The 24,253-nt window shown below is 70.2% G+C and carries 23 protein-coding genes and 1 pseudogene; 3 read left to right on the forward strand and 21 right to left on the reverse strand.

Features of this window, described 5'->3' with window-relative positions:
• The first annotated feature begins 28 nt into the window (after positions 1-28).
• Positions 29-1,438 (forward strand): MmgE/PrpD family protein, encoded by a 1,410-nt coding sequence (locus tag ACPYOM_RS03225; protein WP_481344869.1) that lies wholly within the window; start codon positions 29-31, stop codon positions 1,436-1,438.
• An 86-nt stretch (positions 1,439-1,524) separates the two neighbouring features.
• Here the strand turns inward: ACPYOM_RS03225 and ACPYOM_RS03230 are convergent, their stop codons facing one another.
• From ACPYOM_RS03230 to ACPYOM_RS03295, 14 genes are all read right to left on the reverse strand, one after another.
• Positions 1,525-2,712 (reverse strand): FAD-dependent monooxygenase, encoded by a 1,188-nt coding sequence (locus tag ACPYOM_RS03230; RefSeq protein WP_481344870.1) that lies wholly within the window; start codon positions 2,710-2,712, stop codon positions 1,525-1,527.
• Between the two features lie 11 nt (positions 2,713-2,723).
• On the reverse strand, positions 2,724-3,692 hold the full coding sequence (locus ACPYOM_RS03235) for a cupin domain-containing protein (RefSeq protein ID WP_481344871.1): 969 nt from the start codon (positions 3,690-3,692) through the stop codon (positions 2,724-2,726).
• Between the two features lie 9 nt (positions 3,693-3,701).
• Positions 3,702-4,592, reverse strand: a complete 891-nt coding sequence (locus ACPYOM_RS03240) for a fumarylacetoacetate hydrolase family protein (RefSeq protein WP_481344872.1) — start codon at positions 4,590-4,592, stop codon at positions 3,702-3,704.
• Between the two features lie 92 nt (positions 4,593-4,684).
• Positions 4,685-5,422, reverse strand: a complete 738-nt coding sequence (locus tag ACPYOM_RS03245; RefSeq protein ID WP_481344873.1) for an IclR family transcriptional regulator — start codon at positions 5,420-5,422, stop codon at positions 4,685-4,687.
• 135 nt (positions 5,423-5,557) lie between these two features.
• Positions 5,558-6,349, reverse strand: coding sequence for an IclR family transcriptional regulator (locus tag ACPYOM_RS03250; protein WP_481344874.1), 792 nt, complete (start codon positions 6,347-6,349; stop codon positions 5,558-5,560).
• A 145-nt stretch (positions 6,350-6,494) separates the two neighbouring features.
• Complete coding sequence (locus ACPYOM_RS03255) at positions 6,495-7,379, reverse strand: alpha/beta fold hydrolase (RefSeq protein ID WP_481344875.1); 885 nt, start codon at positions 7,377-7,379, stop codon at positions 6,495-6,497.
• The gene (locus ACPYOM_RS03260) at positions 7,379-8,545 is read right to left on the reverse strand and encodes an acyl-CoA dehydrogenase family protein (protein ID WP_481344876.1); all 1,167 of its coding nucleotides are present in this window, start codon (positions 8,543-8,545) and stop codon (positions 7,379-7,381) included. The genes ACPYOM_RS03255 and ACPYOM_RS03260 overlap by 1 nt, the downstream gene beginning before the upstream one ends.
• 23 nt (positions 8,546-8,568) lie before the next feature.
• Positions 8,569-9,438, reverse strand: a complete 870-nt coding sequence (locus ACPYOM_RS03265; RefSeq protein ID WP_481343212.1) for a VOC family protein — start codon at positions 9,436-9,438, stop codon at positions 8,569-8,571.
• A 106-nt stretch (positions 9,439-9,544) separates the two neighbouring features.
• Positions 9,545-10,729 carry a flavin reductase gene (locus ACPYOM_RS03270; protein WP_481343213.1) on the reverse strand — a complete coding sequence of 395 codons (1,185 nt, stop codon included), beginning with the start codon at positions 10,727-10,729 and terminating at the stop codon, positions 9,545-9,547.
• Positions 10,730-10,806: 77 nt separating this feature from the next.
• A complete protein-coding gene (locus tag ACPYOM_RS03275; RefSeq protein ID WP_481343214.1) occupies positions 10,807-11,283 on the reverse strand; it encodes a GlcG/HbpS family heme-binding protein in 477 nt (158 codons plus the stop codon).
• The gene (locus tag ACPYOM_RS03280) at positions 11,280-12,134 is read right to left on the reverse strand and encodes an ABC transporter ATP-binding protein (RefSeq protein WP_481343215.1); all 855 of its coding nucleotides are present in this window, start codon (positions 12,132-12,134) and stop codon (positions 11,280-11,282) included. The genes ACPYOM_RS03275 and ACPYOM_RS03280 overlap by 4 nt, the downstream gene beginning before the upstream one ends.
• Positions 12,131-12,913, reverse strand: a complete 783-nt coding sequence (locus ACPYOM_RS03285; protein ID WP_481343216.1) for an ABC transporter permease — start codon at positions 12,911-12,913, stop codon at positions 12,131-12,133. Before ACPYOM_RS03285 ends, ACPYOM_RS03280 begins: the two co-directional genes overlap by 4 nt.
• A 1-nt stretch (position 12,914) precedes the next feature.
• A complete protein-coding gene (locus tag ACPYOM_RS03290) occupies positions 12,915-13,706 on the reverse strand; it encodes an ABC transporter permease (RefSeq protein ID WP_481343217.1) in 792 nt (263 codons plus the stop codon).
• Positions 13,707-13,739: 33 nt separating this feature from the next.
• A complete protein-coding gene (locus tag ACPYOM_RS03295; protein ID WP_481343218.1) occupies positions 13,740-14,735 on the reverse strand; it encodes an ABC transporter substrate-binding protein in 996 nt (331 codons plus the stop codon).
• A 312-nt stretch (positions 14,736-15,047) separates the two neighbouring features.
• Between ACPYOM_RS03295 and ACPYOM_RS03300 the strand changes: the two genes are divergently transcribed.
• Positions 15,048-15,854 (forward strand): IclR family transcriptional regulator, encoded by an 807-nt coding sequence (locus tag ACPYOM_RS03300; protein ID WP_481343219.1) that lies wholly within the window; start codon positions 15,048-15,050, stop codon positions 15,852-15,854.
• A 140-nt stretch (positions 15,855-15,994) separates the two neighbouring features.
• Here ACPYOM_RS03300 and ACPYOM_RS03305 read toward each other — a convergent pair whose 3' ends face one another.
• The 5 genes and pseudogenes from ACPYOM_RS03305 to ACPYOM_RS03325 form a co-directional block, all read right to left on the reverse strand.
• Positions 15,995-17,170 (reverse strand): acyl-CoA dehydrogenase family protein, encoded by a 1,176-nt coding sequence (locus ACPYOM_RS03305; RefSeq protein WP_481344877.1) that lies wholly within the window; start codon positions 17,168-17,170, stop codon positions 15,995-15,997.
• Positions 17,171-17,202: 32 nt separating this feature from the next.
• Positions 17,203-18,051, reverse strand: coding sequence for an alpha/beta fold hydrolase (locus tag ACPYOM_RS03310; protein WP_481341260.1), 849 nt, complete (start codon positions 18,049-18,051; stop codon positions 17,203-17,205).
• 132 nt (positions 18,052-18,183) lie between these two features.
• Entirely contained in the window at positions 18,184-19,491 is a 1,308-nt protein-coding gene (locus ACPYOM_RS03315) for a multidrug effflux MFS transporter (RefSeq protein ID WP_481341259.1), read from the reverse strand.
• 284 nt (positions 19,492-19,775) lie between these two features.
• Positions 19,776-20,535, reverse strand: a pseudogene (locus tag ACPYOM_RS03320) ((Fe-S)-binding protein); the annotation flags it as partial.
• A 129-nt stretch (positions 20,536-20,664) separates the two neighbouring features.
• On the reverse strand, positions 20,665-21,924 hold the full coding sequence (locus ACPYOM_RS03325) for an Nramp family divalent metal transporter (protein ID WP_481344878.1): 1,260 nt from the start codon (positions 21,922-21,924) through the stop codon (positions 20,665-20,667).
• Between the two features lie 151 nt (positions 21,925-22,075).
• Here ACPYOM_RS03325 and ACPYOM_RS03330 point away from each other — a divergent pair, with 151 nt between their 5' ends.
• Entirely contained in the window at positions 22,076-22,279 is a 204-nt protein-coding gene (locus ACPYOM_RS03330) for a hypothetical protein (RefSeq protein ID WP_481341257.1), read from the forward strand.
• Between the two features lie 99 nt (positions 22,280-22,378).
• Here the strand turns inward: ACPYOM_RS03330 and ACPYOM_RS03335 are convergent, their stop codons facing one another.
• Together ACPYOM_RS03335 and groL are read right to left on the reverse strand one after the other, a co-directional pair.
• The gene (locus ACPYOM_RS03335; protein ID WP_481341256.1) at positions 22,379-22,528 is read right to left on the reverse strand and encodes a hypothetical protein; all 150 of its coding nucleotides are present in this window, start codon (positions 22,526-22,528) and stop codon (positions 22,379-22,381) included.
• A gap of 9 nt (positions 22,529-22,537) precedes the next feature.
• A complete protein-coding gene (groL, locus tag ACPYOM_RS03340) occupies positions 22,538-24,187 on the reverse strand; it encodes a chaperonin GroEL (protein WP_481341255.1) in 1,650 nt (549 codons plus the stop codon).
• Positions 24,188-24,253: the final 66 nt, after the last annotated feature.

The raw sequence follows: 24,253 nt of genomic DNA on the forward strand, positions 1-24,253 counted from the left end.
CTCCACCGTCCATCGCCCGGAGGAAGACATGGCCGCCGCTGCCACCACACCCATGGAGGGCACCGCAGTTGCCCGGCTCGCACAGTTCGCCGCTGCCGTGGCGGCTGCACCGCCCGAGGAGGCGCTCGAGGATGCCCGCCAGCGCCTGCTCGACGTGGTGGGCATCTCGGTCGCGGCCCTGGACACCGCGCCGGCGAACGTGGTCCGGACCCTCGCCCGCCGCTGGGGCGGACAGCCGGCGGCGGGTGCGATCGGTCTCGACCTCGCCGTCCCTGCCCCGTCGGCTGCCCTCGTCAACGGGACCCTCGCTCACGCCCTGGACTTCGACGACACGCACGTGCCCTCGATCCTGCACCCGAGCGCCTCGGTCGTGCCGGCCGCCCTGGCTGCGGCCGAGGACGCCGGGGCCTCCGGCCGGGCGCTGCTGGCCGCCATCGCGGTGGGCAACGAGATCACGATCCGCCTCGGCAACGCCGGCTACGACCCGGCGATCAACAACTCCGTCTTCTTCGACCGGGGACTGCACGCCACCTCGATCTGCGGCACGGTGGGCGCCGCGGCTGCTGCCGGCGTCGCGATGGGTCTGGACACGGAGCGCCTCGCCCACGCGATGGCGATCGCGTGCAGCATGGGCGCCGGGCTGCTCGAGGCCAACCGGGCCGGCGGATCGGTCAAGCGGATGCACTGCGGCTGGGCTGCACACGGCGGCGTGGCCGCCGCCCAGGCGGCACAGGCCGGGCTGACCGGTCCCCCGACGGTCCTCGAGGGGCGGTTCGGCTTCTTCCGTGCCTACTGTGGCGACATCTACGACGAGGGCGCCCTGCTCGGGGGACTCGGCACCGAGTGGGAGACGGCCTCGTGCTTCGTCAAGCCGTATCCGACGAACGTCTTCACCCACACCGGCATCGATGCCGCTGTCGCGCTCCGGGAGCGGGGGCTGCGCCCAGAGGAGGTCGAGTCGGTCCGCATCGGCGTGGCGGCGGCGACACTGCGCACGATCGCCGAGCCGCGGGACGCCAAGATCCGGCCGGAGTCGGGCTACCACGCCCAGTTCAGCGGGCCGTTCACCTTCGCGCTCGCGCTGCGCGGTGGTGGTGGGCTCGGGGTCTACCTCGACGACTTCACCGACGCCGCCGTGCGCGATCCGCTCAACCTCCGCGTGGCCGCCACGGTGGAGCACGCGTCGGACCCGCGCTGTGAGCAGATCTTCCCGCGGCACTTCCCGTCGGTCGTCGAGGTCCGCACCGTCGACGGACGCGTCCTGCGCGAGGAGGTGCTGACCAACCGAGGCACGGCGCAGCGTCCCCTCAGCGACGCCGAGGTCCAGGTGAAGTACGACCTCAACGCCCGTCGGCTCGGGGCCGGGGCCGACGTCCTGGCGGAGCGCATCGCGCGGGTCCTCGACCGCCCCACCGTGGCCGGCCTGCTCACGCTCTGACGGGCCTGGGGCCTCTCATCCCGTGACAGGCCTGTGGCCCCTTGCACTGCGAGGGGCCACAGGCCGACGCACGCCGCACGCGGTCGTCAGACGGGGGCCGTCACCGCGTCGTAGGAGTAGAGCCAGTCGTACCGGTCGGCGATCGGCTCGTCGCTCCACTCGCGCTCGAGGTAGGCCTGCGCGGTCTCCTCGGTCGCGAGCTCGCGGCTGTGGAACCGGTCCGTGTTGGCCGTCGCTCCGCGGACCATCCGGCTCGTGCGGTCGATCCGTGCCTCCTCGTAGCGCTTGAGGGCGACAGCCGGGTCGTCCCCGAAGGCGACGAGCGCGCGGGCCAGCACGACCCCGTCCTCGATGGAGTGGACGGCCCCCTGCGCGAGGAACGGCAAGGTCGCGTGCGCGGCGTCGCCGAGAAGGCTGATCCGTCCCGAGGTCCAGGAGGGGATCGGTTCGCGGCTGACGAGGGCCCACTTGAGCAGTCGGGGCGAGGCCTTGATGAGGGTCAGGATGTCCTCGTGCCAACCGTCGAAGTCGGCGAGGCACTCCTCGACGGTGCCCGGCTCGTTGCCGCCGGCCGCGGTCCAGGTCTTGCCCTCGATCGTGGCGACGAAGTTCATCAGCGCACCGCCGTGGAGCGCATACGTGACAGCGTGCCCGCCCGGCCCGATCCACGTCGATCCGACGGGCGCCTGCAGGTGCCTCGGCAGGTCGTCCATAGGGATCAGCCCGCGCCAGGCCACCATGCCCGAGAACTGTGGGTCGCTCGGGCCCCACACGGTGTTGCGCACCACTGAGCGCACCCCGTCGGCCCCGATGACGACGTCACCGGTCACCCGGCTCCCGTCTGCCAGAAGGACGCTCGCCGACGACTCGTCCTGCTCGACGCCGACGACCCGGGTGCCGAGGCGGATGACGTCGTCCCCGGCGGCTCGCACGCCGTCCTCGAGCGCCTTGAGCAGGTCGGGGCGGTACACCGTGAGGTAGGGGTAGCCGTACCTCTCCACGGCCATCGGGCCGAGGTCGAACATCGGCCAGGGGCGTCCGGTGTTCCAGAGCCGGAACTCCTTGCGCACCGGATCGCACGACTGCCTCCGCAGCTCCTCGAAGACGCCGAGGTGGTCGAGCGCCCGGTTTCCGTTGGGGCTGATCTGGATTCCCGCTCCGACCTCGGTGAGCTCCCGCGCCTGCTCCAGGACCGTGACCTGCACCCCGCGCTGCAAGAGCGCCAGGGCCGCTGTCATTCCGCCGACTCCACCGCCGGCCAGGACCACGTGCATCAGCTTCTCCTTCAGAGGGTCTCGGTGCGCAGCAGGCCGAGGGCGGCCACAACCGGCTCGTCGCTCGACCGCACGAGCCGGGCGGACTCGGACACCACGTGCTGGTAGGGCCGCCACGCGGGGACGGCCACGATGTCGCCGCGCTCCCACGTCAGCGTCTCGCCGTCGACGACGGTCTGACCTGCACCCTCGACGACGGTGAAGATCGAGTTCGCCGTCGTCCGCCGCCGGGCGGACGTGAAGTTGGCCGGCAGCTCCTGTACGTGCAGTGCGATGGTCGGCATCGCCGGCCCTCCCAGCTCGATCTCGCGCTCGGCCATGCCGTGCGCGGGCGCCGTCGTCTGTTCTGCGAGGCGTGCGAGGGAGTCCTCCCACCGGAAGGCGATGGGCGAGGTCTCGACCTCACGGGGCTGGGCCTGGACGCCGTCGGGGTGCTTCTCGAAGAACATCGGCTCGAGGAGGTGGACGAGCGGCACGTCGAGGATGTCGACCCAGTAGCAGTCGTCGGGACCCGACGCGGAGTGCTCGTGCCAGGCCCAGCTGGGCGTGAGCAGCACGTCGCCCGGACGCATCTCGACGCGGTCACCGTCGACGACGGTGTGGGTGCCGCGTCCGTCGAGAATGATCCGGAGGGCGGCGGGCGTGTGGTGGTGTGCCAGAGCGACCTCACGGGGCTTGATCAGCTGGTAGGCCGCCACGAGCGTCCGCACGGTGGCGTAGAGGTTGCCCTCCACGGGGTTGGTCAGGGTCAGGTTGCGCCGGTCGGCCATCTGGTGGTCGACGAGATCGCCGGCCACCTCGAGGACGGCCTTGAGCTCGGCGTAGTGCCACACGTGCGGCAGGAAGTTGCGTCGCGGCTCCGGCCACAGCGCGGGAGCGCGACGGTGCCAGCCACCCTCGACGCTCAGGGCGTCGAACACGGCATACAGGTCATCGAGGTTGTCGATGTCCTCCACGGAGGTGGAAGGGGTCGTGGTCATGTCGGCTCCTCAGTGCTGCTTGACGATGGGTGGGTCGTACGGGCGGGCGAACACCTCGGTCCGCCCGTTGGTGCCCTGGACGACGTCGACGCTCATCACGCCGACGCGCTCGATGCTGATGCGGATCGTGTCGCCGTCGGTGACGGGCCCCACGCCGGCGGGGGTGCCGGTCGCGATGATGTCCCCGGGGTGGAGGGTCATGACCGCCGAGGCCATCTCGACCATCCCTGGGATGTCGAGGACGAGGTCACGGGTGTTGGCGTCCTGGCGCAGCTCGTCACCGACCCAGAGCCGCATCCCGAGCTGGGTGGGATCCCCGACCTCGTCGGCCGTCGTGATCCACGGACCGACGGGGCAGAAGGTGTCGTAGGCCTTGCGGAAGACCCGCTCCTCGCGACCGCGCACCACCATGTCGAGCAGGCAGGCGTAGCCGAACACGTGGGCCTGCCAGTCGGCGCGGGGGATGTCGCGCCCCCCGGCACCGATGATGATCGCCAGCTCGGACTCGTGGTGGACCTCCCGGCCGGTGAGGGCGGGCAGGACGACCGGTTCCCCGGCTCCGGAGAGCGACGACGGCGGCTTGAGGAAGAACCCCTGCACGTCGGCGCGGTACTGCGCCTGCATCTCCCTGCCGTGGTCGTGGTAGTTGACCGGGAAGGCGATCACCTTGTTGGGCCAGGGCACCGGTGTGCGCAGGGTGACCTCGGAGAGCGGGTGGACGGTTCCCCGGGCAGCCGCCCGGACCAGCACCGGGCGGACGATCGGGAAGTCGCGGATCAGCCGGTTCATACCGACTGGCGGCCACTCCCCCGCGCTGAGCTCCAGCGCGTCCGTCACGTCGACGACGCCTTCACCGACGACCACACCGATGCGGTCATCGTCGAAACGGGCGATCCTCATGGCGCTCCTTGGGACTAGGCAGGTGGTTCCTGCTCATCCTGCGAGCCCGGCTACGCCCCCGGCAGAGCTCCTCGCACCTACCGGAACGCCCCTCAGGCGGGTCGCTCCGCACGACCGCCGACGGCTGCCCCGATCTCGTTCGCGATGGTGAGGACGTCGTCCTTGACCTCGGCGTACCGCTGCAGCGTCAGTCGGGTGGAGGACCCCGAGATGCTGAGGGCAGCGACCACCTCACCGTCGCTGCCACGGATGGAGGTCGCGGCGCCGCTGAGCCCCTTCTCGCGCTCGTCGATGGAGACCGACCAGTGCGTCTCCCGGATCATGGCGAGTTCCTCGTCGTCGGGCACCGGCCTCCGGTTCTTCTTCGCCTCAGCGCGGACCTCCTCGACCACCGAGGCGGGCGCGAAAGCGAGGAGCAGCTTGCCGGAGGACCCGATCCCCAGCGGCTGCTGCCCGCCGGTGGGGACGACGGGACGCAGGGCCGCCCGTCCCTCGACGGAGGCGAGGCAGACGCGATGGGAGCCGTGCCGGATGTAGAGGTGCACGCTCTCGCCCGTGGAGTCGCGCAGCCGGTGCATCCACGGCTCGGCGACCCCGCGGATCACGAAGGAGTCGGCTGCGCTGGCGCCCCAGGAGAGCAGCCGCGGGCCCAGGGCGAAGAGCCCCTCGGAGGTGCGACGTGCGATCCGAAGCTCTGTCAGCTCCGTCAGAAGTCGATGGACTGACGACTTGGGCATTCCGAGGTCCTCGGCCACCTCGGCAAGACGCATCGGTCGCCCGGCCCGCGCGAGGCTGTCGATCGCCTGGGTCGTCTTGACCAACACTGACATCGGTGGTGCTCCTTCTGTCGAGGTTCCGCCGACGGCGGGCAGCTGCCGCCCGCGACAACCGACGCCGCGCGACGGCCGCCCGAGGTCGGCGGTCAAAGGGTATGCAGCAGCAGCGTCCGCGGGTGACCGGACGTCTCAGGCGTATCGACGCACGGGCTGCAGACCGCCCCGACGACCAAGACCCCGGTACCCGAGGCCGCGGGAGGTCAGCAGGGCAGCCTCGACGACCACACGAGCCAGCGCGGCGGGGCTCAGGGGCTCCGAGGACAGCCTGACCGACACGGCAGCACGGACCTGACCGTCCTCGTCGAAGACCGGGGCAGCGATCAGGATGCCCTCCTCTTGCACGCTGGAGCGGCTCACGGCATACCCGAGGCGGCGGACGTCGCCGAGCCGTTGACGCAGCACGAAGTCGCTGCCGTCACCGAGCGGCCCGCCCGGCTCGTCCGCCATCTCGTCCAGACGAAGGTAGGCGAGCATGGCGAGGCCACCCGCCCCCTGCGCCAACGGGACTCGCCGATCGGGCTGCCAGGAGCCCGACGCCTGGTGGCCGCAGATGAGGTCGCTCAGGATGGCGTGGTCGCGGTCACGGGACCACAGGGCGACAGGGGCGCCGGTGGCCGAGTAGAGGTCGACGAGGAACGGTCGTGCCACGTCGCGCAGTCGGCGGACCTCGGGCACCCCCCAGCCGAGCCGCCAGAGTCGGCGACCGAGCCGGTAGCGGCCGCGGGACGCGCGCTCGACGGCGCCCCACTCGACGAGGTGCGCCAGCATCCGGTGGACCGTCGCCGGCGGGAGCCCGGTCTGGGAGCACACTCCCGCGATGGTCTGCTCGGGGGTCTCGGCACCGAAGCAGTCGAGGATGTCGAACGCTCGCCCCAGGACCGAGCGCTTGTGGTCGCCGTCGAGCAGGTTTCCGGACTCCATCGTCTGCCTCCCATTATTCGGAACTCTATTCCAATATGCTGAACGGTAGAGTCGCGCTCTCTCGGCTGTCAAGAGGTACGGGGGCCCGGGGCCCGGCTCGTCGAGCGACCACCCCGGGAGGCCGGGCGCCGCGCCGGGCCGGAGGTCAACGGTCGTCGCGGGAGGGGGCGAGGAAGCCGACCACGAGGGCGTTGAACTCGTCGGTCCGCTCGAAGGGCACCCAGAGACCCGTCCGCCCGTACACGTGCACCTGGACGTCCGGGATGCGGTTGAGCAGGAACAGCGCGTTGTCGTAGCCCTGGACGCGGTTGTCGCGCCCCCAGACCACGAGCGTGCGTGCGCGGATGCGGTCGACGTCGCGCCACACCTGCTCGGTGACCGGGCGGTTCTGGGCGCCGCGGCCCTCGGGCGCGCCCGTCATGAACTCAGGCTCGACGCTCGCCAGGTAGCGCTCCTCGACCAGGTCCTCGGTGATCGACGAGGTGTCGTACATCATCATCTCGAGGTAGGACCGCATCTTCGCGCGCGAGGGCCCGTCGCCGCCGTAGTAGGACTGGATGAGCTTCTGACCCTCGGACGGCATGGGCGTGAACAGGGGGAGCCCCCCGGCGGAGCTGACGAGGACGAGGTCGTCGACGACCTGGGGGTGCTCGATGGCCAGCATCATGGCCGCGGCGCCACCCGTGGCCATCCCGAGGACGTGGGCGGACTCGATCTCGAGGGTGGCCAACATGTCGGCGAAGACCTTCGCGTAGAAGGCGTACCGGCCTCCGCTGATCTCGGGCTTGTCCGAACGGCCGTAGCCCGGGAGGTCGACCACGAGCACCCGAAAGCGCTCGGCGAGGCCGGGGACGTTGGCCCCGAAGTTGCCCCAGCCGTAGGCCCCCGGGGCGCCGCCGTGGACACAGAGCAGCACGGGGCCAGACCCGGCCTCGTGGTAGTGCACCCGGACGCCGCTGGCGTCGACGAAGCGGCTCGTCGACTCGGCGGTGACGGGGACGGTCACGGCAGCGGGAACGGTCGTGGACATCAGATCTTCACGTGGCCCGGGATCGGGTGGCCGAAGAGGTTGAGACCGTAGGCCTGGAAGATCGGTCCGGACCCGTTCTGCACGTGGTGCAGCGCAGCCTGGGTGTCACGCCACCGACGCTGGAGGGCGCCGCTGTGGTGCAGCGACCCTCCTCCGCTGAGCCGGAAGACGCTGTCGGCGGCGGCGGCGGCACGCTGGCTCGCCTGGACCTGGTTGCGACGCACCTCGGCACGCAGCTCGAGCGGCACGACCTCTCCGCGCGACACCGTCTCGAAGACGCGTTCCACGTCCCAGAGCACGTGACGCACGCTCGCGTCGATGTCCGCGGCCGCCGCGCCCATCGCCGACAGCTGGAACGGGTCGAGGGCCGCCCGACCGCCGCGCCCCTGCCGCGAACGGGTCATTGCCACGTATGCGGCCAGGGTGCCCTTGGCCATCGCCAGGGTGGCCGTCGTGATGGCTCCCGAGAACATCACGTTGCGCGGCATCCGGAACAGCGGCACCGACTCGCGGCTGGGGTCCTTGCCCCCGGTGCCCTCGGTCACGCCCTTCGTCTCGATCGTGCGGTATGCCGGGACGAAGGCGTCGCGCACCACGAGGTCCTTGCTGCCCGTGCCGCGCAGCCCCATGACGTCCCAGGAGTCCTGCACGATCTCGTAGTCCGGGCGTGGGAGGAGGAAGTGCACCGCGTCCGGCTCGGCGACGTTGCCGTCCTGGTCGGTGACGAGGCCACCGATCATGACCCACTGGCAGTGGTCGGTTCCGGACGAGAAGTTCCAGCGCCCGTTGAAGACGTAGCCGCCGTCCACCGGCCTGGCCCGGCCCATCGGCGCGTAGGGCGAGGCCACCCAGGTGTCCGGGTCCTCTCCCCAGACCTCCGCCTGAACCCGGCGGTCACCGTGGGCCAGCTCGTGCGGGTGAACGCCCACGACTCCGGCGACCCATCCCGCACTGGGGTCGTGCGACCCGATCTCGAGGACGGCACGGAAGAAGTCGACAGGGTGCGACTCCAGCCCACCGAAGTCCTTGGGCTGGAGCATGCGGATCACGCCCGACGCCCGCAGTGCCGATGCGGACTCGTCGGTGAGTCGCCCCAGCTCCTCCGCTGCTGCTGCGTTGGTCTCGAGCAGGTCCGCGATCTGCTCGATGTCGTCCAGGACGGCCATGGCCGCTCCTTTCGTCGATCTGGTCACGGGGTGCGCTGGTGTCCCCAGTAGTGGGCCACGTCGTAGCGGGTGGGAAGCCAGGTCTCGTCATCGATGAGGATGCCGTCGATGCCGTACTCGATCCCGAAGCCGGAGGGTGACCGGACGTAGAAGGAGATCATCTTGTCGTTCGTGTGTTTTCCGAAGGTCGACAGGATCGGGGCCGCTCCGGCGAGGACCTTGTCGTAGTTGCGGCCGAGAACGTCGAGGTCGTCGATCTCGAACATGAGGTGACCGACCCCGACGGGCCGGCTGGGCGCTGCTGCGAACGCGAACGAGTGGTGCCTCGGGTTGCAGTGCGTGAAGACGCCGGTGACTCCCCCGGGCATGTCGATGTGATCGCTGAGACGGAAGCCCAGCAGGTCGAAGTACAGCCGGCGGTAGGTCTGCTCGTCACGCACGACCTGGAAGGCATGCCCGAGGCCCAGCTCGCGCGCCACGAAGGTCGCCCCGATCGGGGAGACGAACGGCTCGGTCGCGTTGCGCAGCCCCCAGAACAGCTCGACGTCGTAGTTGTCGTCGGGGTCGCGGAAGCTGGCCAGCCCGTCGACGCCGCGTTCGGCCGCCGACTGGGCATCGCGCTGGGTCACCTCGTAGCCGGCCGCTTCCAGCCGCTGCGAGATCTCCTCGAGGGCACACTGGCTGCCCACGTCCCACCCGAGTGCGATGACACCGTTCCTGTCCGAGCGGCGGATGTCCACGCGGTGGACGTACTGGTCCATCCGGAGGGTGAGTCGGTCCTCGGTGCGCTGGGCGACCTGCAGGCCGAGCAGGTCGGCACCGAAGCGCTCCCAGGCCTGCAGGTCGGTACTCGACACCACGGCATACCCGAGGGCCTTGACGCGTGCATCCATCGTTGGTCCTTTCATCACACGTTGTCTGGTCGTCATGCTCTGTCCTCGGCGCCGGCCCGACCAGCGAACCGTGCCAGATGGCGGAATGCCGGGGACGTGGGGCCGATCATCGGCACAACCTCGCGGCAGCGGAGGACGCAGCCCGGGACAGCGCCTCGACCCACTGCTGCACCTGACCGGTCGCGGCGCCGGCCGGGAGGCCGGACATCCGCATCGCGATGGGGGGCGTGTCGGCCGGCCCCGGGACGGGAACGACGATCGAGTGCAGGTGATAGGTCTGCTCGGGGTCGAGGTCGGGCTCGTAGAGGGCTGCCGTGTCGGCGATCATCTGCTTCATGAGCCGCTCGTGCTTCGGCAGTCGATCTGTCGAGGAGTAGTCCGACATCAACGAGATGCGGTCCACCGTCGGGTCGGGCATGAGCGACAGCGAGAAGCCGCGCTCGCGAACCCGGTCGAGGTTGCGTCGGAACGTCTCGACCGTGGCAGCCCCTTGTCCCGGTGCACGCGCCAGCCACTCCTGCACGTCCTCCTCCGAGGCATCGCGCAGGAAGACCGAACCGAGCGGCGGGACGAGCGGCACCCGGTGCCCGACGGAAGGCGTGGTCCGCTCCTGCGACTGGTTGGAGGTGAGGACGAACACGACGTCGCCGCCCACCTTCGCGAGCACCGCGCAGTCGACGCCGTGCTCGGCGCTGAGCTGCTCGATGTCGTGCCGCGCCAGCTCTGCCAGCCGCACCGCGTGGATGAGGTCGGGGTGTGACGGCGCGACGAGCGACGGAGGCGCGAAGCGCCCGTAGCCTCCCTGGAAGAAGAGCAGCGGCAGCGAGGGCCGGGCCACCGAGAGGTGGCGGACGCGTCCGAGGACGATGTAGTGGTCCCCGCCTTCCAGGACGTCCTCGTAGGTGCACTCGATCCACGAGACCGCCCCGTCCAGGATGGGCGCCCCGGCCGGGGCGGGTGACCACGCGACGCCCTCGAACTTGTCCGGCGCCCGTGAGGCGAACCGGCGACAGGTCTGCTCCTGGTCAGAGGCGAGCACGTTGACGCAGAAGGTCTTTCCCGTGCGCAACTTGGCGAAGCTACCGGACTCGCGCGTCGGCAGGAACGCCACCAGAGGCGGGTCCAGCGAGACCGAGGTGAACGAGCCGACGACCATGCCCGCCGGCGTGCCGTCCTCGGCGATCCCGGTGACCACGGCCACGCCGGTCGGGTAGTGCCCGAGGGTCTCGCGGAACAGTGCCGGGTCGATGGTGTCGTCACCCACAGCCACCGTCGTGTCGAGCTGAGTCATCGGTGTCTCCTCGTGTGGTGGTGGTGGGGCCACCACCTGGCGGCCCGCGCGCCCCAGTCTCGTCCGCCGGGCGAGCCCTACCTAGGCTGTCGTCCCGGCGGGCGGGACGTTTGGCCGGAGCGCTCCCCGGGCAGCGCCACAGCCGGCAGAGCAGCCTCCGCGAGACGGACGTCCTGGTCCGGGCTGGCACCGCTGACGCCGAGCCCGCCGATGAGCCGGTCGCCCTGGCGAACGGGCTGGCCGCCGGGCAGGGGCGTGGGGCTGAACGGCAGCCCCTCGCCGAGCAGCACGAACAGGTCCGGATGCGCCGCGCGCAGCTCGGAGAGGCTCTCCGAGGGGCGGGCGAACACTGCCGCGGTCCGCGCCTTGGTGCGGGCCACCTCGGGGGTGAACCAACTCGCCCCGTCGCCGCGCACGACGAGGAGGTCGAAGCCGCGCTCGTCGACGACGGCGACGCTGACCCGCAACCGGAGCTGCGCAGCGGACTCCAGCACCGACTGCACCAAGGCTTGGGCCCCGGCTGCAGTCAGCACGTGGTCGCGGGGGTCCGTCACGCCCCCGTGCCCGCGCTGACCGGCGCGACGTCGCGCTCGTCGTCCGGCTGCTCGGCACCCGCGGAGGGTGGCTTGCGGATCAGGGTGTAGACGCGGCTGCGCAGCTCGGCGAAGGCCGGCAGCGCCTTGGTGGCGAGCTGGTCCCGGGGCGCCGGCAGGTCGACGGGGATGAGCGCCGCGACGCTGGCCGGCTTGCCCGACAGGACCAGGACGGTGTCGGCCAGGTAGACGGCCTCGTCGATGTCGTGGGTGACGAGGACGACGGTGATGCCGAGTCGCTCCTTGAGCCGGATGACGAGGTCCTCCAGGTCGGCACGCGTCTGGGCATCGACCGAGGCGAACGGCTCGTCCATGACGATGGCGTGGGGTCGGAAGGCGAGCGCGCGCGCGATGGCGACGCGCTGCTGCATGCCTCCGGAGAGCTGCCACGGGTAGGCGTGGGTGGAGTCGGCGAGGCCGACCTCGGCCAGCGCCGCCCGTGCCTGCTCGAGCCGCTCGCTCTTCGGCACGCCCGCCGAGCGAAGCGGCAGGGCGACGTTGTCGATGACACGCAGCCAGGGCATGAGGGACCGGCTGTAGTCCTGGAAGACGACGGCCATGCCGCGTGGGGTGTCGCGCACCACCTCGCCCTCGAAGACGACACGACCCTCCGTCGGCTTGCGCAGGCCGGTCAGGCACTGGAGCAGGGTGGTCTTGCCGGCGCCGGAGGGACCGACGATGCAGAGGAACTCGCCCTTGGCGACGGCGAAGTCGAGTCCCTGCAGGACCGTGTGCTGTCCGTAGGAGTGGCCGAGCCCGGTCACCTCCAGGACGGTGCCGCACGCTGCGCTCTGGTCATCGGTCTCGTTCATGAGCCGCCTCCTTCGTGGTGGGCCATCATGCCCTTGTGCCAGCTCAGGACCCGGTTCTCCACGAGGCCGAAGAGCTTGTTGAGCAGGTAACCGACGATGCCCAGGGCGATGATGCCCGTCCACATCGCGGGGATGTCGAACTCGCGTTGCGAGTTGAGGATGAAGTAGCCGATGCCGCCCGGGGTGCCGACCATCTCGGAGATCACCATGGCGACCACCCCGATCGCCAACGCGGTCCGGGCCCCGGCGAAGACCTGGGGCGTCGCGGTCGGAAGGATGATGAAGCGGATCCGGTCCCACGGCGAGAGCCGGTAGCTCCTCGAGACGTCCCGCAGCACCGGCTCCACGGAGCGGACGCCGTCGATGGTGTTGAGCAGGACCGGCCACGCACTGACCACCCCGATGATGGCGATCTTCATCGGGGTCCCGATGCCGAGCAGCAGCATCATGATGGGCAGCATGGCGACACCGGGGGTGGCCCGGAGAAACTCGATGATCGGGCGAACCGCCTCCTCGAGCGCGCGGACCGAGCCGAGCAGTAGGCCGAGAGCGACACCGCCGACGATGGCGATGGCGAAGCCGGCGGCGAGCCGACCCACACTGGGCACGATCTCCGTGGGCACGTTCTGGAAGATCCAGAGCGCCTTGAACTCGGTGAGGATCGTGGCGAGCGGCGGGAAGTAGAACGACGTGCTGTTCGCACTGGCGACCCACCAGATGACGAGGAGCAGGACGGGGAGCCAGATCTCCCAGAGGACCTTCGAGCGCAGCGACTTCATGTCAGGCTCTCTCTCGCTGGGAGGGGTGCCACCACAGGATCCGACGCTGCGCGGCGAGCAGGATGAGGTTGAGCGCGACCCCGAGCAGGGACGCCGTGAAGGCGTACACGAACATCTCGTCGGGGTTGTTGACCGTCAGGGCGTTGAACAGGTTGCGTCCCAGGCCGTCCGTCCCGCCGAGGAACTCGGCCGAGATGGCCAGGAGCAGGCTGATCGTCGCGGCGATGCGCAGCCCCGTGGTCAGGAAGGGCATGGCGCTCGGCAGGTAGACCGTCCTGATCCGGTCGGTGAGGCTCAGGTGGAACGCCGCGCTGACCTGGCGCAGCTGCGGCGACACCTGCTGCACGGCGTACGTGGACTGCACCAGCATCGGCCAGACGGCGCCGAACATGACCAGGATCAGGGCCATCGCGCGGGTGCCGCCGAAGAGCAGCAGGACGAGCGGCAGGATGGCCACCCCCGGGATGGTCCGGCCGAAGTCGACGACGAACTGGGAGCTGAGGGCCACCTTGCGGCTGGACCCGTTGATGAGTCCGAGCGGCACACCGACCAGGATGGACAGCAGGAGCCCGAGGTTCGCCGTGAGCAGCGTGTTGCCGACGGCGGTCCAGTAGTCACCCGTCCTGGCCATCTCCATCGCCGTGGTCAGGGTGAGCCACGGCGTCGGGACGTCTGCTGCCCGACCCGGGCCGACGGCGAACAGGTGCCAGATGACGAGGGCGATGAGGACCGCCGCCACCTGCCGGGACAGGCGCCAGCCGGCGCTCGCGCGTTGGGGTTCCGATCGCGCCATCGCGAGTCTCCTTCCTTCCCGGGCCGCTGCGATCTACTGGCCGGCGACGATCAGGTCGGCCGCCTTGGGGGCCTTGGCCTGCTCGAGCAGGCCGTACTTGACCAGGCGGTCGAGGGCCGTCTGCACCGACGACGGGCTGATCGGCTCCGTGCCGAACTCCGGGTAGTGCGCCTTCTCGAGCAGCGCCTTGGGCGCCTTCACGTAGGTCGAGGCGACCTGCACGCGCTTGGCCGGGTCGGCGTTCACTGCCGAGTTGGCCTTGAGGATCGACTGCTCGAACGCCTTGACGGTGTTGGGGTTCTGCTGCGCGAATTCCTTCGTGGTGACGTAGGCGTAGGCGAGGTCCGCGCCGGCGGCGGTGTAGCCCGCCAGCCGGTGGATGGAGCTGTCCCCGAGGGCCGCGGTCCCGGCCGGCTCGGAGGTCGTGGTGACGTCGACGTTGCCGGCCTTGAGGGCCGACAGGGTGTTGGGCACCTCGACGAACGTGATCTTCGAGGAGTCGCCGCCCGCCTCGTCCACCGCCGAGCGGATGTCCACCCAGATCTGGCTGTTGATCTGAGGGATGCCGAACGTGGCATTCTGGACGTCCTTCATCGTCTTGATGGGGCTGCCGGCCCTCACCCAGAGGTTGCCGACTCCGAAGCCGTCCTTGGGGGGCGTGCCCTTGGCGCCCGGCGCGACGAGCACGAGCGGCACGCCCTTGCTGCGGGCCACCGCCGGGACCGTCATGTCCATGAGCGCGAACTGGACCTTGCCGCCGAGCAGCTGGGGCATGCCCTCGGCCGGCGTCGCGACCTTGGTCAGCGTGACGTTGAGGCCCTCGGCCTTGAAGGTGCCGTCGGCGTTGGCCGCCTGTGCGCCCAAGGCGTTGAAGCTCGGGAACACCGCCACGGAGATGTCCGGTTTCTCGACACCGCCGCCCGTGCCGGTCGCGGCCTGGGAACCGGAACTGCAGGCGCTGGCGAGGCTGACCGAGGTGATCGCGACGAGCGCGACAACCGCCCGGCGGGTTCTACCTGTTGTGACCATGATCGTTTCCTTACTCGGCGCCCGCTGGGCCCGGTGTCATCTCGTCTACGTTGACGTCGGCAGGTCGGCGACCTCGCCGCAGTCATGATCGCCACGCCTGTGGCAATCACGGATGCGTCTCGTGCCGTCCTTCGGAACATGACGGTGACACGCGTCGGCGCCCCGGGAACTGCTTTGCCTCACCATGCGGAATACTCCTCCACCTCTCTGCAGAGTTCCGCATAATGGGACGCACGTCCCATTGAGCCGAACGGCTGGGACTGTGACGACGAGCGCATCTCGACGACGAGGTGTCGTGGCGAAGGAGAACCGATGACCGTTTCCGTCCGAAGCCCGCTGCAGGACGTCTCCCCGGAGTGCGACGACCGGCAGATGACGTCAGTGGGCAAGGCGCTGGAGCTGCTGGCCGCGTTCCGCGGCACCATCCCGGAGCTCGGCGTCAGTGAGCTGGCCCGCCGGGCCGGCATGCCGAAGTCCACGGCCTTCCGGCTCCTCGGTGACCTCGAGCGCGCCGGATTCGTCGCGCGGTCGGGGGCCAAGTACCGGCTGGGCCTGTCCCTGTTCGAGCTCGGCAGCCGGGTCGGCTTCTGTCGCCCGCACGGCCTGCGTGACGTGGCCATCCACGACCTGAGCGAGCTGCACATCAACACCGGCCTGACGGCGCACCTGGCGATCCTCGAGGGAACCGACATCGTCTACGTCGAGAAGGTGCACGCGGGCAACCCCGTGCGTCTGGTGACGGTGCCCGGAGCCCGGCTCCCGGCCTCCTGCACCGGCCTGGGCAAGGCGATGCTGGCCTTCAGTGACGGCGCGACCGTCCGTGCGGTCGTCGAGGCAGGCCTGCCCCGCCGCACCCGCAACTCCATCACGGAGCCGGGCCGCTTCGTGCGCGAGCTGCGCCGCATCCGTGAAGCCGGGGTGGCCTACGACCGGGAGGAAGGGACCTTGGGGCTCACCTGCGTCGCCGCCCCGGTCATCGTCGAGGGACGGGTCGTCGCCGCCATCTCTGCGTCGGGCCCGCCCCACGGCACGAGCTGGCGGCGCATCGAGTCGCACGTGCGTCACGCCGCCCGCGGAGTGAGCAGCGCCTACGCGCTGAACATGTCCCAGGTGTCCTGAGGCCATTGCCCGGTCGCCGTCCTGAGGCCGCCGGCCGGACGCGACTCGCTGCGCACGACACCACGACGAACCAAGAGCTGGCCCGGGCCTGAGGCCCGGGCCAGCTCTTCACCGCCATCGACAGGACGTTCCGGCCCCGTTCAGAGGCGTGTACCCGGGGGCAGGTCGTGCCCGTACAGGTTGAGGCCGTAGACCGCGTAGACGGGGTCGGCGACGTTGGAGGCGTGGGCCAGCCCGGTGTGCGCGTCGCGCCAGAACCGCTGGATCGGATTGTCCAGACGCATGGCGTGACCACCCGCGTGGGCCACGATGCGGTCCACGGCGTCCACGGCGCGTCGGACTGCCCGCACCTGGTTCCTCCTGACCTCCGCCCGCACCGCCACGTCGATCGGGACGTTGCGCTGGGCCAGGTCCCAGAGCCGCTCCATGTCGGAGAGGAACTGGACCCGGCTGGCCTGGATGTCCGACGCCGCCCCGCCGAGTGCGGCCAGCTGGTGCGGGTCCTGGCTGACCTGGTGACCTGCCCGGCTCACCCGGGACCGGCTGTGCGAGACGAAAGCCGCGAGCGCACCCTCCGTCAGGGCGAGGGTCGCGCAGGCGATCGTGCCGCTGAACATCGTGTGGAACGGCATCCGATAGAGGGGCACGTCCGCCCGTCCGGCCTGTTCCGCTGCGGCGCCCGTTTCGAGGTCCGTGGGGTCGATCACCCGGTGGGCGGGGACGAACGCATCCTTGATGATGACGTCCTTGCTGCCCGTACCTCGGAGGCCGACGACCTGCCAGGAGTCCTGGACGATCTCGTAGTCGGAGCGCGGCACGATGAAGTGCCTGACCGGGTTGGGCTCGGTGACCTCGCCCTGTTGATCGGTGACCATGCCGCCCAGCACGACCCAGTCGCACAGGTCCGTGCCGGAGGAGAACGGCCAGCGTCCGCTGAAGAGGAAGCCCCCGTCGACGGGACGAGCGCGGCCGAAGGGTGCGTAGGGCGAAGCCACCCACGTATCCGGGTCCTCGCCCCAGATCTCCTGCTGCATCTCCCTCGTGCCGACCGCGAGCTCGAACGGGTGCACCCCGACGACGCCGGCGACCCAACCCGAGGACCCATGCCGGGATCCGATCGCCAGGACCGTCTCGAAGAACTCGACCGGCGAGCTCTCCAGGCCGCCGAAGTCCTTGGGCTGCAGCATGCGAATGACCCCGGTGTCCTCCAGACGCTTGCGCGTCTCGTCGGGCAGGCGACCCAGGTCGTCGGCCTCCTCCGCCTGCTCCTGCAAGAAGACGGCCAGCTCCTCAACGCGGTCGAGCACGGTGTTCATCGCGGTGTTGCCCTCTTCTCACTGTCGTCCGGTCAGTTGTTGGCCACGAAGTCGGCCACGAGCCGGTTGAACTCATCGGCGTGCTCGAGCTGGGCCCAGTGTCCACAACGGTTGAACAGCACGAGCCGTGCGTTCTGGATGACTGTCACGAGCTTGAGGCTGTGCTCGTAGCCGACGACCCTGTCGTCACGGCCGTGGACGATGAGGGCCGGGGCCGCGATGCTGGCCAGCTCCTCGTCGGTGGCCGTCCCGCGGCGGGGCTTGCCGATCCCCGCGGCAAAGTTCTGCAGGTGCTCGCGGTTGGCGGTGGCGTTGTCGTAACGCTGTTTGGCCAGCGCGTCGCTCTTGCTACCGCTGTCGTAGGTCATGATGTCGACCAGCTTCGCCATGACCTCGACCGACGGCTCGAGGTAGCCCTGGTTGAGGATCTTCAGTCCCTCGGATGGGCCGTCGCTCGGGGAGAAGAGGCGAGCTCCGCCTGCACCGGCTCCCATGGTCACCAGGTGGGACACCCGCTCGGGGTGGACCGCCGAGAACTTCAACGTCGTCGCGCCGCCCATCGAGTTGCCGACGATGGCCGCCTTGTCGATGCCAAGCGCATCCAGCAGGTCTCGCACCGCAGCGACGTGGTCGCGACGCTCGTAGGTGACGGGCGAGGACTTGCCCCAGCCCGGCATGTCCGCTGCGATGACCCGGAACTGCCTGCTCAGCGCCTTCAGGTTGGGGCCGAAGTTGCTCCAGCCGGTGGCACCCGGACCGCTGCCGTGCAGAAGGAGCAGGGGATGCCCTTCCCCCGCCTCGTTGTAGTGGATCGTGCCGCTGGGCGTCTCGACCGTGCGGCTGGTGCTCTGCTCGGTCAGTTCCACAGTCGTGGTGGTCATCGGCCAACTCCTCGTAGCGGTGTCAGTCCGGCGTCAGGCTCGACACCGGCGTTCCAAGCAGCATCGCTCAGGCGCCTGAGGTTGCCGAGCCGGTCGTGCCACCTCGTGGAACGCCCCCCGAGGACCGGCTCTTCAGTCGACAGGCGCGCCGACGCGTTTCGCCACGACGGCACACACCCACGTCGCACCGGTGGCAGCGATGAACAGCACGGTCATGGGGACCGGGGTGGCTCGCGCCCCGAGCCCGACCAGGGGTGCGACGGCTGCGCCGGCGACGAACTGCCCGAAGCCGATGACGGCAGATCCGGACCCGGCCGCATCGCGAACGTGGGCGATCGCAAGTCCGATCGAGTTGCCGAAGATGAGCCCCATGCTGCCCACAAGCAGCACGAAGACGGGCACGAGGATCCGCGGCGACGCCGCCAGGAACACAATGAGCGAATGGGCGACGACTGCGGTCGTGAGCAGGACCAGTCCCACGCGCAGCATGTAGGCCGGGCCCCGGGTGCGCACGAGTCGCGCGTTCACCGCATTGGCACCGATCATCGCGAGCGAGTTCAGCGCGAACAGGGCCGCTCCTGCAAGCTCGCCGACACCGACGTAGTCCTGGTAGATGAAGGGCGACGCCGATATGTATCCCATGAGGATGGCGAAGCTGAACGTCTTCACGAGGGCGTACGCCGCGAAGCCGGGACGGCGTAGCACCATCCCGAGGTTGGGGCTCTTCGCGACTCCCGCAGACGATGACGAATGGGAAGTGACCGAGGATGCCGCGTTGCCACGCTGCGCCGGCGAGGTCTCGCGGACGACGAACACTGCGACGAGGCTCATGACGACCGTCAGGCCGGCCAGCACTCCCAGCACTCCGCGCCACCCGACCGGACCGGCCAGCAATCCCCCAGTGACCGGGGCCACGATCGGTGCGAGCCCACCGAGGACAGCGAGCACGCTGAAGATGCTCGCCGCCTCCGCCCCGCGGAACAGGTCTGCGACGATGGCGCGCGCGATCACGATCCCGGCGGCGCCTCCGAACCCTTGGAAGAGGCGCGCGGCGAGCAGGACCTCGATGGACGGCGCGTAGACCGCCACGAAGGAGGCGACCACGCACACCAGGGAACCCCCGACCAGGGGTCGCTTGCGCCCGCGGCGGTCCGAAAACGGGCCGAAGAAGAGCTGACCGAGAGCCACGCCGACGAGAAAGGTCGTGAGGGTCAGCTGGACACCTGAGGGCACGGTCGACAGCTCGACGGCGATCCGCGGGAAGGACGGAAGGTACATGTCCGTCGCGAACGGCGAGATCATCGACAGGAGGGCCAGCGATGCGAGCAGGATTGCCCGAGCGCCGCTGCGAGGGGGCGGCAAGAGCGCGGGAGTGACTGCGGCGATCCCGACTGGGGCGGCCATCTTCTCCCGTGCCCCGCTCGACACGGTGCCCACCATCTGCTGCCCTCGCGTCTCATCAGTACCTTTTGTCGTTGTCTGCTGCGCGTGCCAAGCGCCCGCGGCCCAGCGTGCTGCGCGGGTGGGCGACTCTCCATTGCCGCGTGCCGCCGGGCGGAACACGACGTTCAGAGCGCCGAGGGGCAGGCCGCTCCGGCCTCGGGTGCGTGTCATTCCGCTGAACCACCAGGCCAGCGCCGCGCGGATCCGATCCGCTGTCGAGCGGGCGCGCCGCCAACTCCTGGCGACGGATGTGGGCAGCCCTGCCACAGGAAGCGTCGGAGTCAGCGGTGGCGGCGACACATACCCGAACCACGTACAGGCGAGAGGCCCTGACCGGCGTCTCCGCTGCCGACCGCCGGATCGAGTGAAATGAGCCTTCGGCGACGGTCCCCACCGCCCTGCCGGCAGATCCGACGTCGCCCGCCAAACCGTAACCTCGGCCCATCTGCCGCTGGGCCAAGCACGCTCTCTCGCGGCGTGCCCTGCGGCCTGCTCTTTTCCGCCCCTGAGCCTGGGCCTTCCGCGTTGATCTCGATGTGCTCGCCGCCCTCGTTGCCGCGGCGGACGGCCGCTAGGAGCATCTGGGCGACGTCGACGACCTCGCCCTCGCCCTCGGCCTTCGTGCCGTCCTGGACGGCGGCGTTGACGCCGTCGGTGAGCATGACCTTGCAGAAGGGGCAGCCGACGGCGATCCGGTCGGCGCCGGTGGCCAGGGCCTCGGCGGTGCGGTTGGTGTTGATCCGGGTGCCGAGCTTCTCCTCCATCCACATCCGGGCCCCGCCGGCGCCGCAGCAGAACGAGGTCTCCTTCGAGCGGGGCATCTCGGCCTACTCGACGCCGGGCAGGATCTGCAGCAGCTCGCGAGGCGGGGCGTAGACCTGGTTGTGCCGGCCGAGGTAGCACGGGTCGTCAGGTGACCCTGGCGCCGGTGGACGCGGCGCCGGTGGACGCGGCGCCGGTGGACGCGGCGCCGGTGAGGGTCCCGCTGGACGCGGCGTCGCCGGGGCGGGCCACCGGGGTCAGGCGCTTGTCCCAGACGAGCGGTGGCGGTGGTGTCCGGAGGCAATGTTGATCCCACCTTCTTGACCGGCCTGCTCGCTAGTGCCGAGAAAGCGCCGCGGAACAGGCCTGCCGACCCTTGCCCGTAGACGAACCGCGTTCGGGCAGGAGTCAGAGTCCGGTGGCCACGAGATAGCCGCACAGGCCGACGATGACGGCGGTGATGAGCGATGCCACGACGGTCGTGATGCGGTGGTTGGCGAGGACGCCCATGACCTGGCGGTCGCACGTGAAGAGCAGCAATGGCACGAGCGTTCCCGGGAGGGCGAAGGAGAGCACGACCTGGCTCCAGACGAGCGCATCGGTTGGTTCGACACCCACGCCGAGGATGACGAGAGCCGGGATGACGGCGAGCAGGCGGCGAGGCAGGGGCGCGATCGGTCGGCGGCCGAAGCCCTGCATGACGACATCTCCGGTCTGGACGCCGACCAGGGTTGATGCCAGACCCGCGGCCAGCAGGGCGAGCGCGAAGATCGTCGCAGCCAGCTGGCCGGCGTTGGCCCCCAGGGCTGTGTACGCCGCTTCTATGCTCGAGCCGGCCTCGGACGGCAGCGCGGCCGAGAAGACGACGAGGCTGATGTTGGCCACGCCGGCGATGGTCATGGCGACGACGACGGAGCGCACTGTCTGGCGGCCCGCCCGCATCCTCCTCTGCCGCGTCGGCTCCAGCGTGGCGTCGTCCCGCGCGCGCGAGGCGGCCGAGTGGAAGTGCAGGGCGTGTGGCATGACGGTGGCACCGACGATGCCGACGGCGAGCAGGGCGGCAGATGACTGGAGCGGGCTGGGCACGACGGAGCGGAGCAGCTGCACGCGGTCGACGTCGGCGACGAGCACCTGCCACAGCAGCGAGCCGATGATGACCGCGAGCAGGACGAGTACGACGGACTCGAAGTGGCTCCGGCCGCGCACCCTGAGGAACAGCACGACGAAGCTGAACAGCGTGACGACGACGGCCCCCCACATGAGTGGAAGCCCGAAGAGCAGGTGGAGCGCGATGGCGCCACCGACGATCTCGGCGAGGTCGGTCATGATGACGACGATCTCGGCCTGGGCCCACAGCAGCAGCCGGCCGACACCGGGATATCGACGGGCGCTGTGCTCGGCGAGGCTCATCCCCGTGACCATCCCGAGCTTCGCGGCGAGGTACTGGATGACCATCGCCGAGCAGCTGGCGAAGACGACGACCCAGACGAGGGCGTAGCCGTGCTGGGCGCCCGAGCTGATGTTGACGCCGAAGTTGCCGGGGTCGACATAGGCGATCGCGGCGAGCAGCGCAGGCACGAAGGTTCTGGGCGTCCTCAACGTGCCGCCGAGCCCGTGCTCGGGAGAGCGTTCCTCGACGCGCGTAGCCTGCATCAGGCGATCACCCATGGCAGACAGCATCGCGCCCCGGGCTCGTTGACTCGTGCCGGCGTCTGCGATTGAGACAGATCGACAGGTCGCGCCCAGACCTCGGGACACCAGCCGTCTCAACCTGAGAAGGCATGGTGCCGCTCGGTGCGCCCGATGGTTGCGTGGAGCCATGCTCGAGACGCCTCGCTCCGAGAAGCTGGTCTGCCGTGACTGCGCACGGACGCACGTCGCGGAGGTCGCTCCCACCCCCTGGCCATCCGACGCGATGCACGACACCGAAGGGTTCGTCGTCGAGCGGATAGAGATGCTCTTTCGAGGCCGGTGCCCGGAGTGCGCAGCCGTCCGCGCCCGCAAGCAGCAGCAGGCTGGGTGACGTCGTTCCGCTCGCTGGCGGGCCTCCCCGGAGCGCTCCGGACGTGCGAAGAAGCCGCCCCCACCCGGCGAGGGTGGGGGCGGCTTCGCCATGAGTCGGCTAGAGCCCGCCGTCGTGAGGCCCCTGCAACAGCAGGAAGCTGAGACGGCGCTGCTGGACGCGTGACCAGACGAGGCGCGGCAGCGCCACCGGTACAAGAACGGCCGCGCCCTGCAGGAGGGTCACGAGAAGTGACGACCCGTGCGCCATCTCGACGCCTCAGTAGATGTTGCTGGGGCGGACCATGCCCTCGGCGAGGTCACCGAAGCCCGGAGCCATGATGGCCCCTGGATGGACGTCGACCTCCTCGACGATCGCGGTCTCCGTCGTGATGAGCAGCGCTGCGATGGACGCCGCGCTCTCCAAGGCCGCCCGGGTCACCTTGAGGGGGTCCATGACGCCGAAGTCGAACATGTCGCCGTAGGCGCCGTCGAGGGCGTTGAACCCGTGGCCCACGGGCAGGGTCGCGACCCGGTGCACCACCTCGTCGCCGTCGAAGCCGGCGTTGATCGCGATCCATCGGAGGGGCTCGGACAGGGCCCGTCGGACCACCTCGCGCCCGACCGCCTCGTCACCCGTGAGCTCGACGCGTGACACGGCATCGTGGGCCTGCGTCAGGGCCGTCCCTCCGCCGGCAACGATGCCTTCCTCGAGAGCAGCACGCGTGGCAGCGAGCGAGTCCTCGACTCGCAGCATCCGCTCCTTGAGCTCGACACTCGTCGCACCACCCACCCGGATGACGGCCACCTGTCCGGAGAGCCGCGCCATGCGCAGCTGGAGGCTGTCCTGGTCCGCCTCGATCCGGGCCCGCTCGAACTGGGTCTCGAGCTGGCGGATCCGCGACTCGACCTGGGTCTGGTCGCCGTGGCCGCCGACGATCGTCGTCGACTCCTCGGTGATGGTGATCCGGTCACATCCTCCGAGGTGCTCGAGCGCGACCTCCGAGAGCTCGAGCCCGGTGTCCTTGGCGACGACCTGGCCCCCGAGCGCGATGGCGAGGTCTTCCAGCTCGGCCACGCGCCGGTGCCCGAAGCCGGGCGCGCGCACCACCACCGAGCGCATCGTCTGGTGCATGTTGCCGCCGACGAGCAGCTGCAACGCCGGCCCGTCGACGTCCTCCGCGAGCACGACGAGTGGCCGGTCGGCGCGCTTGGCCGCCTCGACCGTCGGCATGATCTCCTGCACCTGGCTGATCTTCTTGTTCGTCAGCAGGATGAGCGGGTTGTCGTAGACCGTCTCCATCCGCTCCCGGTCGGTCACCATGTAGCCGGAGATGTAACCGTGGTCGAACTCGATGCCGTCGACGACCGCGACGGACAGGCCGAGCGTGTCCGACTCCTGGGTCGTGACGATGCCTCGCCGGCCCACCTTGCCCACGGCCTCGGCGACGGCGTCACCGATGGACTCGTCGTCGCTGGCAGCCAGCGTGGCGATGTGGCGCAGGTCGCCCGGGCCACCCACGTCGGCCGCCCAACCGGTGAGGGTCTCGACGACGACGGGCACGGTCCGCTCGATGCCCCGGCGCACCCGCATGGGGTTGGCGCCGGCATCGACGGCGCGAAGCCCCTCCCGGACCATCGCCTGGGCGAGCACGGTGGCCGTCGTGGTGCCGTCACCGACGACACCGTTGGTCTTCATCGCCACTTCCTTGACGAGCTGGGCGCCCATGTTGGCGAACGGCTCCCGGAGCTGGATCTCGCGGGCGATGGTGACGCCGTCGTTCGTGATCGTCGGTGGTCCGGTCAGCTTCTCGAGGACGGCGTTGCGTCCCTTCGGTCCGAGCGTCACCTTGACGGCGTCCGCGAGGGCGTTGACGCCGGACTCGAGCAGTCGTCGGGCGTCCTTGTTGAAGCGCAGTTCCTTGGCCATGGTGTGTCAGTCCTTCGTGATTCGGACGTGGTCGGGGCCGGCCGCCGATGACGGCCGGACCGGCCG

Source organism: Monashia sp. HAY1-2A (assembly GCF_056755315.1).